Source organism: Pseudomonas vlassakiae (assembly GCF_014269035.2).
GTDB lineage: Bacteria > Pseudomonadota > Gammaproteobacteria > Pseudomonadales > Pseudomonadaceae > Aquipseudomonas > Aquipseudomonas vlassakiae.
In genome coordinates this window covers 198,155-214,471 of record NZ_JABWRP020000002.1, presented here as the reverse complement: position 1 = coordinate 214,471, position 16,317 = coordinate 198,155, and the positions used below count along the sequence as shown (strand labels likewise).

Annotated in this window: 12 protein-coding genes; 6 read left to right on the top strand and 6 right to left on the bottom strand. The window is 64.5% G+C overall.

Going from position 1 to position 16,317, the window contains the following annotated elements; translation table 11 throughout:
- Positions 1-25: 25 nt before the first annotated feature.
- Positions 26-988, top strand: coding sequence for a ribonuclease Z (locus HU738_RS03110; protein WP_186600945.1), 963 nt, complete (start codon positions 26-28; stop codon positions 986-988).
- Between the two features lie 39 nt (positions 989-1,027).
- On the opposite strand, the gene HU738_RS03105 is transcribed toward HU738_RS03110, so the two are convergent.
- Positions 1,028-2,311 carry a Zn-dependent hydrolase gene (locus HU738_RS03105; RefSeq protein ID WP_186600944.1) on the bottom strand — a complete coding sequence of 428 codons (1,284 nt, stop codon included), beginning with the start codon at positions 2,309-2,311 and terminating at the stop codon, positions 1,028-1,030.
- Between the two features lie 11 nt (positions 2,312-2,322).
- Positions 2,323-3,822, bottom strand: a complete 1,500-nt coding sequence (locus HU738_RS03100) for an NCS1 family nucleobase:cation symporter-1 (protein ID WP_186600943.1) — start codon at positions 3,820-3,822, stop codon at positions 2,323-2,325.
- Between the two features lie 618 nt (positions 3,823-4,440).
- Between HU738_RS03100 and hydA the strand changes: the two genes are divergently transcribed.
- The 3 genes from hydA to preA all read left to right on the top strand — a co-directional run bounded on the left by hydA (position 4,441) and on the right by preA (position 8,617).
- Positions 4,441-5,880, top strand: a complete 1,440-nt coding sequence (gene hydA / locus HU738_RS03095; protein WP_176507510.1) for a dihydropyrimidinase — start codon at positions 4,441-4,443, stop codon at positions 5,878-5,880.
- A 94-nt stretch (positions 5,881-5,974) separates the two neighbouring features.
- On the top strand, positions 5,975-7,342 hold the full coding sequence (locus HU738_RS03090; protein WP_186600942.1) for an NAD(P)-dependent oxidoreductase: 1,368 nt from the start codon (positions 5,975-5,977) through the stop codon (positions 7,340-7,342).
- Complete coding sequence (gene preA, locus HU738_RS03085; RefSeq protein ID WP_186600941.1) at positions 7,343-8,617, top strand: NAD-dependent dihydropyrimidine dehydrogenase subunit PreA; 1,275 nt, start codon at positions 7,343-7,345, stop codon at positions 8,615-8,617.
- Positions 8,618-8,781: 164 nt separating this feature from the next.
- Here the strand turns inward: preA and HU738_RS03080 are convergent, their stop codons facing one another.
- The 4 genes from HU738_RS03080 to gnd form a co-directional block, all read right to left on the bottom strand.
- Entirely contained in the window at positions 8,782-9,402 is a 621-nt protein-coding gene (locus HU738_RS03080) for a TetR/AcrR family transcriptional regulator (RefSeq protein ID WP_176507507.1), read from the bottom strand.
- A 94-nt stretch (positions 9,403-9,496) separates the two neighbouring features.
- Positions 9,497-11,293: a glycoside hydrolase family 15 protein gene (locus HU738_RS03075; protein ID WP_186600940.1), complete on the bottom strand. Its 1,797-nt coding sequence runs from the start codon at positions 11,291-11,293 to the stop codon at positions 9,497-9,499.
- Positions 11,294-11,374: 81 nt separating this feature from the next.
- A complete protein-coding gene (gene zwf, locus HU738_RS03070; protein ID WP_176507505.1) occupies positions 11,375-12,880 on the bottom strand; it encodes a glucose-6-phosphate dehydrogenase in 1,506 nt (501 codons plus the stop codon).
- Positions 12,880-13,860, bottom strand: a complete 981-nt coding sequence (gene gnd, locus HU738_RS03065; RefSeq protein ID WP_176507504.1) for a phosphogluconate dehydrogenase (NAD(+)-dependent, decarboxylating) — start codon at positions 13,858-13,860, stop codon at positions 12,880-12,882. The genes zwf and gnd overlap by 1 nt, the downstream gene beginning before the upstream one ends.
- Before the next feature lie 203 nt (positions 13,861-14,063).
- Between gnd and HU738_RS03060 the strand changes: the two genes are divergently transcribed.
- A complete protein-coding gene (locus tag HU738_RS03060) occupies positions 14,064-14,234 on the top strand; it encodes a DUF6026 family protein (RefSeq protein ID WP_219824750.1) in 171 nt (56 codons plus the stop codon).
- Between the two features lie 520 nt (positions 14,235-14,754).
- Complete coding sequence (gene glgA, locus HU738_RS03055; protein WP_176507503.1) at positions 14,755-16,314, top strand: glycogen synthase GlgA; 1,560 nt, start codon at positions 14,755-14,757, stop codon at positions 16,312-16,314.
- The last annotated feature ends 3 nt before the right edge of the window (positions 16,315-16,317 follow it).

The window sequence follows — 16,317 nt, the reverse complement described above, 5'->3', positions numbered from 1 at the left end:
GCTCCCCCACGCATGGAGCAAAGCATTGGACCTGCAGTTTCTGGGCACCTCCTCCGGGGTGCCCACCAAAGCCCGCAACGTCAGCGCCACCGCCGTCATCGAAGCCAGCGGCAGACACTGGTACCTGGTCGATTGCGGCGAAGGCACGCAGCACCAGCTGCTGCACAGTTCGCTCTCCGTACGCGACCTGCGCGGCATCTTCATCACCCATGTGCATGGCGACCATTGTTTCGGCCTGCCGGGGCTGCTGGCCAGTGCCGGCATGGGCGGGCGCAGCGAACCCCTGGACCTGATCCTGCCCGCCGCCTTGCAGGACTGGGTGCGCCTGAGCCTGGCGGCCAGCGAAACCCACCTGCCGTTCGAACTGCGGCTGTTGCCTGTCGAGCACCTGGGGCAGTGGCAAAGCGAGCACATCCAGGTCAGTACCGTGCCGTTGTCGCACCGGGTGCCGAGCGTTGGCTTCGTGTTCACCGAACTGAACCCTGAACCACGCCTGGACACCCAACGGCTGGAAGCCGAAGGCATTCCACGTGGGCCGTTATGGGGTACCTTGGCCAAGGGGCTGGCGGCCGAGCATGACGGGCGGCAGCTTGCGCCGCGCGACTACCTGAAAGCCTCGCGACCGCCGCGGCGGGTGATCGTCTGTGGCGATAACGATAACCCGCCACTGCTCGCCGAGGTTGCCAGAGGCGCGGATGTGCTGGTCCATGAAGCGACCTATACCCAACCCATTGTCGAGCGTAGCGGCAATACGTTTGGCCATAGCACGGCGGCGGCAGTGGCGCAGTTCGCGGAAGCTGCGGGCGTGCGCAACCTGGTGCTCACGCATTTCAGTGCGCGGTACCAGGGGGACCCTGAGCGCAGCCCGTGCATTGATGATGTGCAGGATGAGGCGTTGGCCCACTACACCGGGCACCTGACGTTGGCGCGGGATCTGCAGCGCTACCATATCGGGCGTGATGGGCGCCTGGTGGCCGTTTCGTCTTGAGATTGCCGGGGCTGCCTTGCAGCCCCGTTCAGCGCATTGCTATGCCGCCAGCCGCCCGCTGGCGATCGCCTCCGAGGCCGCCAGCATGGCCCGCAGCAGCACGGCACAGCCTGCCGCCAGGTCCTCTGGCGTGGCGTTCTCGATCTCGTTGTGGCTGATGCCATTCTCGCAAGGCACGAAAATCATCCCCGCCGGCCCCAGCTCGGCCAGGAAGATCGCGTCATGCCCTGCTCCGCTGACGATGTCCATGTGCGGCAAGCCCAGGGCCTGCGCCGACTGGCGTACGGCATCGACGCAACCGCGGTCGAAGTACAGCGCCGGGAAGTCCGCCGTGGGGACCAGTTCATGGCTCAAGCCATGCTTGGCACAGGTCGCCTCGATCACCGTGCGCACATCGGCGATCATCGCTTCCAGCTGGTCGCCCTCCAGGTGACGGAAGTCCAGGGTCATGCGCACCTCGCCAGGGATCACGTTGCGCGAACCGGGATAGGCCTGCAGGCACCCGACTGTGCCGCAGGCGTGGGGCTGATGCGCGTGGGCGGTGCGGTTGACCGCTTCGACCACGGCTGCGGCGCCCACCAGGGCGTCCTTGCGCAGGTGCATCGGCGTCGGCCCGGCATGGGCTTCGACGCCGCGCAGGGTCAGGTCGAACCACTTCTGGCCCAGGGCGCCGAGCACCACACCAATGGTCTTGGCCTGGTCTTCGAGGATCGGCCCCTGTTCGATATGGGCTTCGAAGTAGGCACCCACCGGGTGGCCAAGTACTGCACGCGGGCCGGCATAGCCGATGGCGTCCAGCGCCTCGCCGACCGAAACGCCCTGGGCGTCGCGCTTGGCCAGGGTTTCTTCCAGGGTGAACTTGCCGGCGAACACACCCGAGCCCATCATGCAGGGCGCGAAGCGCGAGCCTTCTTCGTTGGTCCACACCACCACTTCCAGCGGTGCCTCGGTCTCGATGCCCAGGTCATTGAGGGTACGCAGCACCTCCAGCCCGGCCATCACGCCAAAACAGCCATCGAACTTGCCGCCGGTTGGCTGGGTGTCGATATGGCTGCCGGTCATCACCGGTGGCAGCTTGGGGTTGCGCCCTGGGCGACGGGCGAAGATGTTGCCCACCGCATCGACACTGACGGTGCAACCGGCGGCCTCCGTCCACTGAACGAACAGGTCGCGCGCCTGGCGGTCGAGGTCGGTCAGTGCCAGCCGGCACACCCCGCCCTTGGCCGTGGCGCCGAGGCGGGCAAGGTCCATCAGCGACTGCCACAGGCGGGCGCTGTCGACGTGGCGCTCGGTGGATTTCAAAACATGCTGGGATTGGCTCATGGTGTTTCTCCTCAGGCATTTTTATTGGTGTGTACTGGCGCAATCGCCGGCCCGCGCACCGCCACGCCACCCAGGGCGTAGTACAGCACCCCGCCCAGCAGCGACCCGGTGAACCAGCCATAGTCGTAGAACCAGCTGAAACGGCTGTTGCCGATGGCCAGCACGGTCAGCGCCACCGGCACGGCGAAGGCGGCGAAGCCCGCCCAGTTCCATGCCGGGTACACGTCGTCGCGGTACAGCCCGGCCAGGTCCAGGTGCTGGCGGCGGATCAGGAAGTAGTCCACCACCATGATCCCGGCGATCGGCCCGAGCAGGCTGGAATACCCCAGCAACCAGTTGGAATACACGCTCTCCAGGCTCAGGTCGGAAACGATCCAGCCGAGCTTCTTCAGCAACTCGTGGCTCATCAGTGCCAGGCCGATGAAGCCTGTCAGCCACACCGCGCGGCTACGCCCGATCAGGCGCGGGGCGATGTTCTGGAAGTCGTTGGTCGGCGAGACAATGTTGGCGGCAGTGTTGGTCGACAGCGTGGCGATCACGATCAGCGCCATGGCCAGCGCGACCCAGCCGGGGCTATGGATCTTGCCGATCAGGCTGACCGGGTCGGACACCGTCTCGCCCACCAGCGAGGCGGACGCTGCCGTCATGACCACCCCCAGCGAGGCGAACAGGAACATGGTCAGCGGCAGGCCGAAGATCTGCCCGAGGATCTGGTCTTTCTGGCTCTTGGCGTAGCGGCTGAAGTCGGGAATGTTCAGTGACAGCGTGGCCCAGAAGCCGACCATGGCGGTAAGCCCGGCGCAGAAGTAGCCGACCACACTGGCCCCTTCCGGGCGCTTGGGAGGCTGCGCCAGCAATTCAGTCATCGACATGTGCGGCAAGGCCCAGAACAGCAGGCCGAAACCGACCGCGACCAACAGCGGTGCCGACAGCGTTTCCAGCCACTTGATCGACTCGGCACCGCGCAGCACCACCCACAGGTTCAGCGCCCAGAAGATCATGAAGCCAACCACCTCGCCGGTACCGCCCAGCGCTTTCCAGCCGTCGAAGATCGAGCCGAGGAACAGGTGGATGGCCAAACCGCCGAACATCGTCTGGATGCCGAACCAGCCACAGGCGACCACCGCGCGGATCAGGCACGGCACATTGGAGCCGAGGATGCCGAACGACGAGCGCAGCAGCACCGGGAACGGGATGCCGTACTGGGTGCCAGGGAAGGCATTGAGGGTCAGCGGGATCAGCACGATCAGGTTGGCCAGCAGAATCGCCAGCAGCGCCTCACCCACGCTCAGGCCGAAATAGGCCGTGAGCACGCCGCCGAGGGTGTAGGTCGGCACGCAGATGGACATGCCCACCCACAGCGCGGTGATGTGCCATTTGTTCCAGGTGCGCTGGTGCACCTTGGTCGGCGCGATATCGTGGTTATAACGCGGGCTGTCGAGGACGTCACTGCCTGCGGACAGCTCGAACAGGCCTGCCTGCTCGATCACTTCCGATCTGCTCTGTTGCATGGGGCCTTCTCCAGATTTCTTCTAGTTGTTTGCTCATCGGGCTAACGCGATGGCCGGAGTACACACACCACCAGTAATGCTCCTCCGGTCCGGCCTGGCGGTTGTGGCCGTACTCAAATTGCGTGCCGGGTTGGCCTGCGCCAACCCGGCCGGCCGCCGCCGACCGGAGGTAATTAACTGATCTGCAAAGCATTGTTGCGCGGCAGGCGGGGGCACGGTTGTTCCCTCGCCTGCCGCTTGCGCCACCCTGGGCCGGCCCTGGCCCCTGCATCAGGTTTCAAACTGGTGCAGCCTGTTTTTTCAACGGCACGGCGTGCGCCTCGAAGCCAGGAATCAAGCAGCTGATTTTGCATGGAAAATCTTGACCAATTTGGCTTCTTGTCAAGTGCGTCAAAATGGTGAAAGGCCTCACCATTTTGGGGATCTTGATAAATTATCCTTATTTATCAATAATTTATAAAAGATATAAGCCTATAATATTTTTTCTTGAACAATCCTGAAAACGCATCTAGATTCCAATCTTGTCAGGCCTGACAGGATTAAAACCCCTCCTTCAGCCACTGGCGCATAACAATTCCAAAAGCCGGCTCAGACCGGTCAGCCTGCGAGGAAGACGGCATGTCCCTGTTGATCCGTGGCGCCACCGTAGTTACCCATGAAGAGCGCTATCTCGCCGATGTCCTGTGTGTCGACGGCCAGATCCGTGCCATCGGCAAAGGCCTCGAAGCCCCTACCGACTGCGAGATCCTCGACGGCAGCGGCCAGTACCTGATGCCTGGCGGCATCGACCCGCACACCCACATGCAGTTGCCCTTCATGGGCACGGTCGCCAGCGAGGACTTCTTCAGCGGCACCGCCGCAGGGCTGGCCGGTGGCACCACCTCGATCATCGATTTCGTCATCCCCAACCCGCAGCAGTCTCTGCTGGAGGCCTTCCACACTTGGCGCGGCTGGGCGCAGAAGAGTGCCTGCGACTACGGTTTCCACGTTGCCATCACCTGGTGGAGCGAGCAGGTCGCCGAAGAAATGGGCGAGCTGGTCAGCCAGCACGGGGTCAACAGTTTCAAGCACTTCATGGCCTACAAGAACGCCATCATGGCGGCCGACGACACGTTGGTGGCCAGTTTCGAGCGCTGCCTGCAACTGGGCGCCGTGCCCACGGTGCACGCCGAGAACGGCGAGCTGGTCTACCACCTGCAACAAAAACTGCTGGCCCAGGGCCTGACCGGGCCGGAAGCGCACCCGCTGTCGCGCCCTTCACAAGTCGAAGGCGAAGCCGCCAGCCGTGCCATCCGCATTGCCGAAACCATTGGTACGCCGTTGTACGTGGTGCACATCTCCAGCCGTGAGGCGCTGGACGAAATCACCTACGCGCGGGCCAAGGGCCAGCCGGTGTACGGTGAGGTGTTGCCGGGCCACCTGCTGATCGATGACAGCGTCTACCGCAACCCGGACTGGGCAACCGCCGCCGGTTATGTGATGAGCCCGCCGTTCCGCCCACGCGAGCATCAGGAGGCCCTGTGGCGTGGACTGCAATCGGGCAACCTGCACACCACCGCCACCGACCACTGCTGCTTCTGCGCCGAGCAGAAGGCCATGGGCCGCAACGACTTCAGCCGCATCCCCAACGGCACGGCCGGCATCGAGGACCGCATGGCAGTGTTGTGGGATGCCGGGGTCAACAGCGGGCGCCTGTCGATGCACGAGTTCGTCGCCCTGACTTCGACCAACACCGCGAAGATTTTCAACCTGTTCCCGCGCAAGGGCGCCATCCGCGTCGGCGCCGACGCCGACCTGGTGCTGTGGGACCCGCAGGGCACGCGCACCATTTCCGCCCAGACCCACCACCAGCGGGTCGACTTCAACATCTTCGAAGGCCGCACCGTGCGCGGCATCCCCAGCCACACCATCAGCCAGGGCAAGGTGCTCTGGGCCGATGGCGACCTGCGCGCCGAGCCTGGCGCCGGTCGTTACGTGGAGCGCCCGGCCTATCCCTCGGTGTACGAGGTGCTGGGCCGACGCGCCGAGCAACAGCGCCCGACCCCCGTTCAGCGCTGACCTGAGCCGCATTGCCGTACCGGCCCTCAGAGGCCGGGCGGCGCCGTATTGCCGTTGACTGCCACAACCAAAAAAGAAAAGAGAGGCTACAACCGTGATCGATGCCCTGAACCACTTGCCGCGCCCGCGTGCCGGCAGCGACCAACTGGCCGAGCGCTTCACCGACCTGGCCCCGCCGCTCACCGCCCGCCAGGCTGCCGTCGAGAGCGCCCGCTGCCTGTACTGCTACGACGCCCCCTGCGTGAACGCCTGCCCGAGCGAAATCGACATCCCGTCGTTCATCCACCGCATCAGCGACGAGAACCTGCAAGGCGCCGCCGAGCGCATCCTGTCGGCCAATATCCTCGGCGGCAGCTGCGCCCGCGTGTGCCCCACCGAGATCCTCTGCCAGCAAGCCTGCGTGCGCAACAATGCCCAGGAATGCGCCCCGGTGCTGATCGGCCAGTTGCAGCGCTACGCCCTGGACAATGCCCATTTCACCGAGCACCCGTTCAAACGTTCGCCGGCGACCGGCAAGCGCATTGCCGTGGTCGGCGCCGGCCCTGCCGGGCTGTCGTGCGCCCACCGCCTGGCCATGCACGGCCATGACGTGGTGGTGTTCGAAGCCAGCGAAAAGGCCGGTGGCCTCAATGAATACGGCATCGCCCGCTACAAACTGGTGGACGACTATGCCCAGCGCGAAGTGGAATTCCTGCTCGGCATCGGTGGTATCGAGATCCGCCACGGCCAGCGCCTGGGCGCCAACCTTGGCCTGGGCGAGTTGCGCGAGCAGTTCGACGCGGTGTTCCTCGGCCTGGGCCTGAACGCCGTGCGCGAGCTTGGCCTGGATGACGAACAAGCCCCCGGCCTGCTCGCCGCCACGGCCTACATCTGCGAACTGCGCCAGGCCGACGACCTGGCGCAACTGCCGCTGGCCGACCGCTGCCTGGTGATCGGCGCCGGCAACACCGCCATCGACATGGCCGTGCAAATGAGCCGGCTGGGCGCCCGCGACGTCAACCTGGTGTACCGTCGCGGTTACCCCGACATGGGCGCTACCGACCATGAGCAGGACATCGCCAAGGCCAACCAGGTGCGCCTGCACACCTGGGCCCGCCCCGACGGCGTACTGCTCGATGACCATGGCCGCGTGCGTGGCATGCGCTTCATGCGCACCGAACTGGCCGACGGCCGCCTGCGCGACACGGGCGAGACCTATGAACTGGCTGCTGATGCCATCTTCAAAGCCATCGGCCAGCGCTTCGACGACGCCAGCCTCGGCGACCCGGTTGCCGCGCAACTGGCGCGAGACGGCGAACGCATCCGCGTCGACGACAACCTGCGCACCAGCCTCCCGGGCGTGTACGCCGGTGGCGACTGCACCGCCCTGGGCCAGGACCTCACCGTCCAGGCCGTGCAACACGGCAAGCTGGCCGCCGAAGCCATCCATGCCCAACTCATGCTCAACGTGGAGGCAGCGTAAATGGCCGACCTGTCCATCGAATTCGCCGGCATCAAGGCGCCCAACCCCTTCTGGCTGGCTTCCGCGCCACCGACCGACAAGGCCTACAACGTGGTCCGCGCCTTCGAGGCCGGCTGGGGCGGTGTGGTCTGGAAGACCCTGGGCGAGGACCCGGCGGCGGTCAACGTGTCGTCACGTTATTCCGCGCACTACGGCCCCAATCGCCAGGTGCAGGGCATCAACAACATCGAACTGATCACCGACCGCTCGCTGGAGATCAACCTGCGGGAAATCACCCAGGTGAAGAAGGACTGGCCCGACCGCGCACTGATCGTGTCGCTGATGGTGCCGTGCGTGGAGGCGTCGTGGAAATTCATCCTGCCGCTGGTGGAAGCCACCGGCGCCGACGGCATCGAGCTGAACTTCGGCTGCCCGCACGGCATGCCTGAGCGCGGCATGGGCGCGGCGGTCGGCCAGGTGCCGGAATACGTCGAGATGGTCACCCGCTGGTGCAAGATGCACTGCTCGCTGCCGGTGATCGTCAAGCTCACGCCGAACATCACCGACATTCGCCAGTCGGCCCGAGCCGCCCACCGCGGTGGCGCCGATGCGGTGTCGCTGATCAACACCATCAATTCGATCACCAGCGTCGACCTGGACCGCATGGTCGCCCACCCCATCGTCGGCGACCAGAGTACCCACGGCGGCTACTGCGGCTCGGCGGTGAAGCCGATTGCCCTGAACATGGTCGCCGAGATCGCCCGCGACCCGGAAACCCGCGGCTTGCCGATCTGCGGCATCGGCGGGATCGGCAACTGGCGCGACGCCGCCGAGTTCATCGCCCTGGGCAGCGGTGCGGTGCAAGTGTGCACGGCAGCGATGCTGCATGGCTTCCGCATTGTCGAAGACATGAAAGATGGCCTTGCGCGCTGGATGGACCAGCACGGCCACCGCAACCTGCAAGCCTTCCGCGGGCAGGCCGTGGGGCATACCACCGACTGGAAGTACCTGGACATCAACTACAAGTCGGTGGCGCATATCGACCAGGACGCCTGCATTGGCTGTGGCCGCTGCCACATCGCTTGCGAGGACACATCGCACCAGGCGATTGCCAGCACCCTGAAAGCTGACGGGACCCATGCCTACAGCGTGATCGAGGACGAATGCGTGGGCTGCAACCTGTGCCAGATCACCTGCCCGGTGGAGAACTGCATCGAGATGGTCGCGCAGGACACCGGCAAGCCTTACCTGAACTGGACCCAGGATCCGCGCAATCCCTACCGCGAGGCCAGTTGAAGCTGATTGCTACCTGACCTTGTGGGAGCGGCCTTGTGTCGCGAAAGGGCTGCGCAGCGGCCCCAGTTTTCAGCTTCGCCGCATAAATTACCGGGGCCGCTGCGCGGCCCTTTCGCGACACAAGGCCGCTCCCACAAAGGGCCGCGGTAGCCTGCAACGCCGCTTCAAGGTTCCAGCCCGATCCCGCGCAAGATCACACAGGTCACCGTCTGCACCGCCCTTTCGAACGCCCTGTCGGACAATGGCTCACCTTCGTTCAGCAAGGCCACCTGATAGCCGAAGTCGGCATAGTGCTGCGTCGACGCCCAGATCATGTAGAGCAATGCCGAAGGCTCCACCGGCAGGATGCGCCCCTCCGCCACCCAGCGGCGGATCTTGTCCTCCTTGAGCTTTGCCCACGGCACCAGGCTCTCACTGAGATTCACCCCTAGCACCGGCGCCCCGTGCAGCATCTCTTCGGCCCAGATCTTCGAGCCCAGCGGCCGTGACCGCGAATGGCCCATCTTGGCGCGGATGTAGCTGGTCAGCACCACCCGCGGGTCTTCGAAGTTCTCGAAGCACAGCGCATCCTGCTTCCACACATCCAGCAGGTCCTGCAGCACTGCGCGGAACAACTCATCCTTGGTGCTGAAGTAGTAATGCAGGTTGGAACGCGGCAGCTCGGCCTGTTCGGCGATGTCACCCATCGAGGTGGCGCCATAACCTTTTTCGGCGAACACCTTTTCTGCTGCGACCAGAATCTTCTCGATATTGCGACGGCGGATTTCGATCTTGTGGTTGGCCATCAGGCTTGGGTCTCTCGATCATGGCCACTGACGTTCATGCCTACTCCTTGCCGAATGGGTTTGCCCTAGTCTACTCCGGGACTTGACGACGCCCCTAGTCACATCGTGCCCGATCACGCACCGGGCTCCGTGCCCGGTGCAGGTTCAGCGCCGTGTTGATGATGCCGATGTGGCTGAACGCCTGGGGGAAGTTGCCGAGCATCCGCTTGCCGGCAGGGTCGTACTGCTCGGCCAGCAGGCCGACGTCGTTGCACAGCGCGGTGAGCGTTTCGTACAGCGCCTGGGCCTCGGCCTCGCGCCCCAGCAGCACGTACACGTCGGCCAGCCAGAACGAGCACACCAGGAACGTGCCCTCCCCTGGCGTCAGCCCGTCGCTGCAGCTGTCGCTGTCGTAGCGCAACAGCAGACCGTTCTTCAGCAGGCGTTGCTCGATCTGCACCAGGGTGCGCTGAAAGCGCGGGTCCTCGGCCGGCAGGAAGCCGGTCAGGGCGATCTGCAACAGGCTGGCGTCCATCTCGGTCGAGCCATAGGCCTGGACGAAATGCTGGCCACTGGCATCGAGCCCGCGGGCGCAGACTTCCTGATGAATCTGGTCGGCCACCTGCCGATAGTGACGGCCCTGCTCGCGGCCTTCTTCGGTGGTGTCGGCCAGCCCCGCGGCACGGTCGAAGGCGACCCAGGCCATGACCTTGGAATGGACGAAATGCTGACGGCCTCCGCGCACTTCCCAGATGCCTTCGTCCGGGTCACGCCAGATCCGCTCGACATAGGGCAGGATCAGCCGGGAGATCGCTGCGCTGCGCGGGTGACGCGGCAAACCGCCCTTGATCGCCTGGGCCATGGCATCGGCCAGTTCGCCATAGATGTCCAGCTGCCTCTGCTCAGCAGCCGCGTTGCCCACCCTTACCGGCTGCGAGCGCTCGTAGCCGGCCAGCCAGGGCAAGGTGTATTCCTGCAGGTCACGCTCGCCAGCCAGACCGTACATGATCTGCATCTGTTCAGGGTTGCCAGCCACCGAGCGCAACAACCATTCACGCCAGGCCTGGGCTTCATCGAAGTAGCCGAGGTTCATGAACGCCAGCAACGTCATGGTGGCGTCGCGCAGCCAGCAGAAGCGGTAGTCCCAGTTGCGTTCGTGGCCGATGCGTTCGGGCAGCGAGGTGGTGACCGCTGCGACGATACCGCCGGTGGGCGCATAGGTCATGGCCTTTAGGGTGAGCAGCGAACGGCGCACCAGGCCGGTGTAGGGGCCGACCTCAGGGCAACGGTCGGCGAATGCCTGCCAATGCGTGAGGGCGTATTGCAGCGCCTGGTCGATGTCGCAGTCGGGCTGCACCGGCAGATGCGAAGACTGGTGACGCAGGCTGAAGACCTGCCGCTCGCCGGCACCCACGCGAAAACGGGCGGCGGTGTGATGATCCAGGCCATGGGGCTCCACGCTGCTGCTCAAGATCAGGCGGTCAGGGCCGGCCACCGCACTGAGGGTCAGCGGGTCGAGTTTTTCTACCCAGGGCACACTGCGGCCGTAGTCGAAGCGCAGCACCAGGTCCATTTCGAAGTGGGTTTCACCGGTGACGCCCTCGACGATGCGCACCACCGAATTGACTTCGCCCAGCGGCATGAAGTCGAGCACCCGGGCGCGGCCGCTGGCAGTGACCCAGGTGGTTTCCAGCACCAGCGTGTCGCCCAGGTACTGGCGACTGCTGTGTTCGATGGGGTCGCTGGGGGCCAGGCGCCAGCGGCCATTCTCTTCGTTGCCCAGCAATGCAGCGAACACGGCCGGGGCGTCGAAACGCGGCAGGCAGAGCCAGTCGATCGAACCGTCGCGGCTGACCAGGGCGGCGCTGCGGCAGTTGCCGAGCAGGGCGTAGTCTTCGATAGGGGCAGGCATTGCACCTCCTTGATGGGTTGCCTGTGCCGGCCTCTTCGCCGGTAAACCCGCGAAGAGGCCGGCACAGGCAACAAGGATCTTTCAACCCAGCTTGTGCCACTCACGCTTGTCGCGCGTCAGCAATTCAGTGCCTGCTTCGGGGCCATCCTCCCCCGCACGGTACTCATGCACCTCGCCGCCCTGGGCCCAGGCATCGAGAAATGGCTGTACCGCGCGCCAGCCGTTCTCGATGTTGTCGGCCCGCTGGAACAAGGTCTGATCGCCAGTCAGGCAGTCGTAGATCAGCGTTTCATAGCCGGTGGCCGGGGTCATCTTGAAGAAGTCCTTGTAGGCAAAGCCCAGCTCGATGTTCTCCATCACCAGTTCCGGCCCCGGCCGCTTGGCCTGCAGGTCGAACCACATGCCTTCGTTGGGCTGGATCTGGATCTTCAGGTAGTTGGGCTTGGGCCGCTCCAGCTCCGACTCGCGAAACTGCGCGTAGGGCGCGGGCTTGAAGCAGATGGCGATCTCGGTGTCGCGCACGCTCATGCGCTTGCCGGTGCGCAGGTAGAACGGCACCCCGGCCCAGCGCCAGTTGTCGATCATCACCTTGAGCGCCACGTAGGTTTCGGTCTGGCTGTCGGCAGCGACGTTGTTTTCCTGCCGATAGCCCGGCAGCTGCTTGCGGCCCTGCTTGCCCGCCGTGTACTGGCCACGCACCGAGTTCTTCAGGGCCATTTTTGCCGACCAGGGGCGGATGGCACCGATCACCTTGGCCTTCTCGCCTCGCACGGCATCGGCGGCAAACGCCGCCGGTGGTTCCATGGCCACCATCGCCAGCAGCTGGAACAGGTGGTTGGGCACCATGTCGCGCAGCGCGCCGGTGTTGTCATAGAACGCACCGCGGGTTTCCACTCCGACTGTCTCGGCGGCAGTGATCTGCACATGGTCGATGTAGTGGTTGTTCCAGAACGACTCGAACAGGCCATTGGAGAAGCGGCTGACCAGAATGTTCTGCACCGTTTCCTTGCCCAGGTAATGGTCGATACGGTAGATCTGCCGCTCGCTCATCACGTTCAACAGGCAGGCATTGAGCGCCTCGGCACTGGCCAGGTCGGTGCCGAAAGGCTTCTCCACCACCACGCGCCGGAAGCCACCGGCAGACTCGTCGAGCAACCCGGCGTCGCCCAGGCGCTGAGCCACCTCCGGGAAGAAACGTGGCGAAGTGGCCAGATAGAAAATGGCATTGCCATGGCTGGTTTTCTCGATGCGCCTGGCCAACGCCGCATAGGTCGCCGGGTCAAGGAAGTCGCCGGTCTGGTAGTCCAGGCGCTTGGCCAGCCGCGCCCAGAGCTTTTCGTCGAGGCACTTGGCAGCGCCCTCGCCGCCTTTGTCGCGCGCCTGCATGAAGCCATGCAGGCGCTCGGCGAATTCAGCGGCCGTGGCCGGGTTGTGGTCGACGCCGACGATGCGCAGGTTGCGGTCGAGCAAACCGTCACGGCTGAGGTTGTAAAGCGCCGGCATCAGCAGGCGCTTGACCAGGTCACCGTTGGCGCCAAACAGGAATAGCGTGCAGGGCGGAGCAGCAGGAATGGTCTGTTGGGTCATCAGTCTTTTTTCTCGACGTGGCCACCGAAGCCCAGGCGCATGGCCGACAGAATCTTGTCGCCATAGGTGCCCTGCTGCTGGCGGGAGCGGAAGCGGGCGAACAGCGCACTGGACAGCACCGGTACCGGCACCGCCTGTTCGACGGCGGCGTCGATGGTCCAGCGGCCTTCGCCACTGTCGGACACCGAGCCACTGAACTGCGCCAGCTGCGGGTCGGCCACCAGCGCATCGGCAGTGAGGTCAAGCAACCAGGAGGTGACCACGCTGCCACGGCGCCAGACTTCGGCGATCTCGGCCACGTTCAGGTCGAAGCGCTGGTCTTCCGGCAGCTCGGTGCCGCCTTTGCTGCGCAGCAGGTCGAAGCCTTCGGCATAGGCCTGCATCAGGCCGTACTCGATACCGTTGTGCACCATCTTCACATAGTGCCCTGCGCCAGGCGGGCCGGCATGGATATAGCCGTGCTCGGCACGTTCGTGCTCACCGCTGCGGCCGTGGGTACGCGGAATGTCGCCGACGCCCGGTGCCAGTGCCTTGAACAGCGGTTCGAGGCGCTCGAACACCGCCTTCTCGCCACCGATCATCATGCAGTAGCCGCGGTCCAGGCCCCACACACCGCCGGAGGTGCCGACATCCAGGTAATGCAGCCCGCGCTTGCCCAGTTCGGCCGCTCGGCGCATGTCATCCTTGTAGAACGTGTTGCCCCCGTCGATGATGGCATCGCCGGGTTCCAGCAGCTCGGCCAGCTGAGCGATGGTCTGCTCGGTAGGCTCGCCGGCTGGCAGCATCACCCACACCGCCCGGGGCGCCTTGAGCTTCTGCACCAGTGCGCCAAGGTCGTGGGCACCCTGGGCGCCTTCGCCTTCCAGCCCGACCACGGCTTCACGGTTACGGTCATGGACCACGGTGCGGTGGCCGGCGCGCATCAGCCGCCTTGCGATATTGCCGCCCATGCGGCCCAGCCCGACGATTCCCAATTGCATGAGCCGATGCTCCCCTTACCCAATAAATGACAACCACAGTTCAGCTTTTCAGATTAGTCCAGCACGGCGCCTGAGGGTTCAGCGACGAACGGCGTGACAACGTTAAACAAAAAAGTTCCCTTAGGCAGAGAAAGAATTCAGAATGCGCGCCGCGTGAAGCGACTACGCTTTAACTGTCACCAGCCAAAACTGCGAGGTGTGCCATGGGTACCTTGATGCCTGCTACTCCAACCCAGACCCTCTATGTCTCCGTGCGCCGCGACGAGCTGCGCCAGTTGAAGGACGAACGTGACCAGCTGCGCCAGCAGGTCGCTCAATTGCACATGCTGCTGGAACAGGCACGTAGCGACGACGGCAAGACCGTCGGCTTCTGATTCATCCCCTCTCCTGGTGGGAGCTTCGCGCTCCCACAGCGCTGTAACCCCGCCCCATTCTGGTGCGCGACACGTTGCTCGGTTACCTGATGGCGCACGCGTGAGCCAGCCCTGCCCCACCCTCGAACACCCCTGTTCATATCCGGTCACACACGCCAACGTTTGCGTCTATCTCGGTCATAACCGAAGTGACCAGTGGGTCACCTTTTTATCTCCCTCTCTCCTACACTCAGGTTTCGGCCCGCCATTTGCTCAGAGGAAGAGCGACGTAAAAAAGTCGAACTTTTGGAAATGGTGGCGGGTCAGCAACTAAGTAGGCCAATCGCAAAGGACTTCCTTCGCACGGCCCGCCTACCCCAACCAGTCCAAGCGCCTTCGGCCGGAATGCTGATCGCGTTGTGCCTGCACGCACGACTTCGGGGCATGGATAGCATCACGCAATTGCCGAATCAGAGAGAACCCGCACGAGATAACACCAAGGGTGCCAGCACCCTGCCAACACTTAGGGACGGAGAGAAGTATGATCAGTGCCGCTGTCGAGCCTCACGTAGAGTCATTCAAACCGGACAACCGCGAGCCGCTTACCCCGGATTTCGCCAAGACAGGCACGGCACCCGGCGCCCAGCGCCAGCACAACCCCAACAAGCGCAAGATCCTGTTCGTCACCTCGGAAATCGCCGACCTGGTCAAGACCGGCGGCCTCGGCGACGTTTCCGCGGCCCTGCCACGCGCCCTGGCGCACTTGCATGATGTCCGGGTGTTGATCCCGGGTTACCCGCAGGTGGTGGAAAGCGACAATCCCATCCACATCGTCGGCGAGCTCGGCGGCCACGCTGCCCTGCCGCCTTGCAAGATCGGCCGCATGGACATGGCCGACGGCTTGGTGATCTATGTGCTGATCTGCCCCGAGCTTTACCAGCGCGACGGCACCCCTTACGGCGCCAACAACGGTCGCGACTGGCCGGACAACCACATCCGTTTCGCCCGCCTGGGCCTGGCCGCGGCGGAGATCGCCGCCGGCGAAGGCATGATCCACTGGAAGCCCGAAGTGGTGCATGCCCACGACTGGCCCGCCGGCCTGGCGCCGGCCTACATGCATTGGCGCGGGCTGAACACACCGACCCTGTTCACCATCCACAACCTGGCCTATCAGGGCGTCTACAGCCGCGGCTGCAGCCCGGAGCTGGCGATACCCGACCATGCCATGCAGCAAGAAGGCATGGAGTTCTACGGCAAGCTGTCGTTCCTCAAGGCCGGCCTTGCCTACTCCAGCCACATCACCACGGTCAGCGCCACCTACGCCCAGGAGATCACCACCCCGGAATTCGGCTGTGGGCTCGATGGCTTCCTGGCCAGCAAGGCCCAGCAAGGCCTGCTCGGCGGCATTCCCAATGGCATCGACGAAAGCTGGGACTCGGCCACCGACAAGCACCTGGAGCACAACTTCAGCATCAATGACTGGGAAGGCAAGGCACGCAACACTGACGCCGTGCGCAAGCTGTTCGGCCTGCAACCTTCCGAAGGGCCACTGTTTGCCGTGGTTTCGCGGCTGGTCTACCAGAAAGGCCTGGACCTGACCTTGGGCGTTGCCGACTACATCGTCGAGCAAGGCGGCCAGATCGCGATCATCGGCCGCGGTGAGCCGGAAGAGGAACAGGCCATGCGCGAGCTGGCCCTGCGCTACCCTGGCCGCATCGGGGTACGCATCGGTTTCAACGAAACCGACGCCCGGCGCATGTTCGCGGGCAGCGACTTCCTGCTGATGCCTTCGCGCTACGAGCCTTGCGGCCTGAGCCAGATGTACGCGCAGCGCTTCGGTTCGCTGCCGGTGGCACGCAACACCGGCGGCCTGGCCGACACCATCGAGAACGGCGTTACCGGCTTCCTGTTCGATGAATCGACCGTCGACAGCTACCGCGAAGCATTGAGCCGAGCCTTCTATACCTACGGCAAGAAGGACCTGCTCAATGCCATGCGCTGCCTGTCGATGACCCAGCCGTTCAACTGGTGCCAGGCAGTGGAACCCTACGCGCGCCTCTACGAGGACCTGGTCAAGCAGGCCCACCTGAGCCACTACTGAGCG

Excerpts from the sequence above, each read along its gene's own strand:
- HU738_RS03105 (WP_186600944.1), bottom strand. The coding sequence starts at position 2,311 with ATGAGCCAATCCCAGCATGTTTTGAAATCCACCGAGCGCCACGTCGAC.
- HU738_RS03100 (WP_186600943.1), bottom strand. The coding sequence starts at position 3,822 with ATGCAACAGAGCAGATCGGAAGTGATCGAGCAGGCAGGCCTGTTCGAG.
- hydA (WP_176507510.1), top strand. The coding sequence starts at position 4,441 with ATGTCCCTGTTGATCCGTGGCGCCACCGTAGTTACCCATGAAGAGCGC.
- preA (WP_186600941.1), top strand. The coding sequence starts at position 7,343 with ATGGCCGACCTGTCCATCGAATTCGCCGGCATCAAGGCGCCCAACCCC.
- HU738_RS03080 (WP_176507507.1), bottom strand. The coding sequence starts at position 9,402 with ATGGCCAACCACAAGATCGAAATCCGCCGTCGCAATATCGAGAAGATT.
- HU738_RS03075 (WP_186600940.1), bottom strand. The coding sequence starts at position 11,293 with ATGCCTGCCCCTATCGAAGACTACGCCCTGCTCGGCAACTGCCGCAGC.
- zwf (WP_176507505.1), bottom strand. The coding sequence starts at position 12,880 with ATGACCCAACAGACCATTCCTGCTGCTCCGCCCTGCACGCTATTCCTG.
- gnd (WP_176507504.1), bottom strand. The coding sequence starts at position 13,860 with ATGCAATTGGGAATCGTCGGGCTGGGCCGCATGGGCGGCAATATCGCA.
- HU738_RS03060 (WP_219824750.1), top strand. The coding sequence starts at position 14,064 with ATGGGTACCTTGATGCCTGCTACTCCAACCCAGACCCTCTATGTCTCC.
- glgA (WP_176507503.1), top strand. The coding sequence starts at position 14,755 with ATGATCAGTGCCGCTGTCGAGCCTCACGTAGAGTCATTCAAACCGGAC.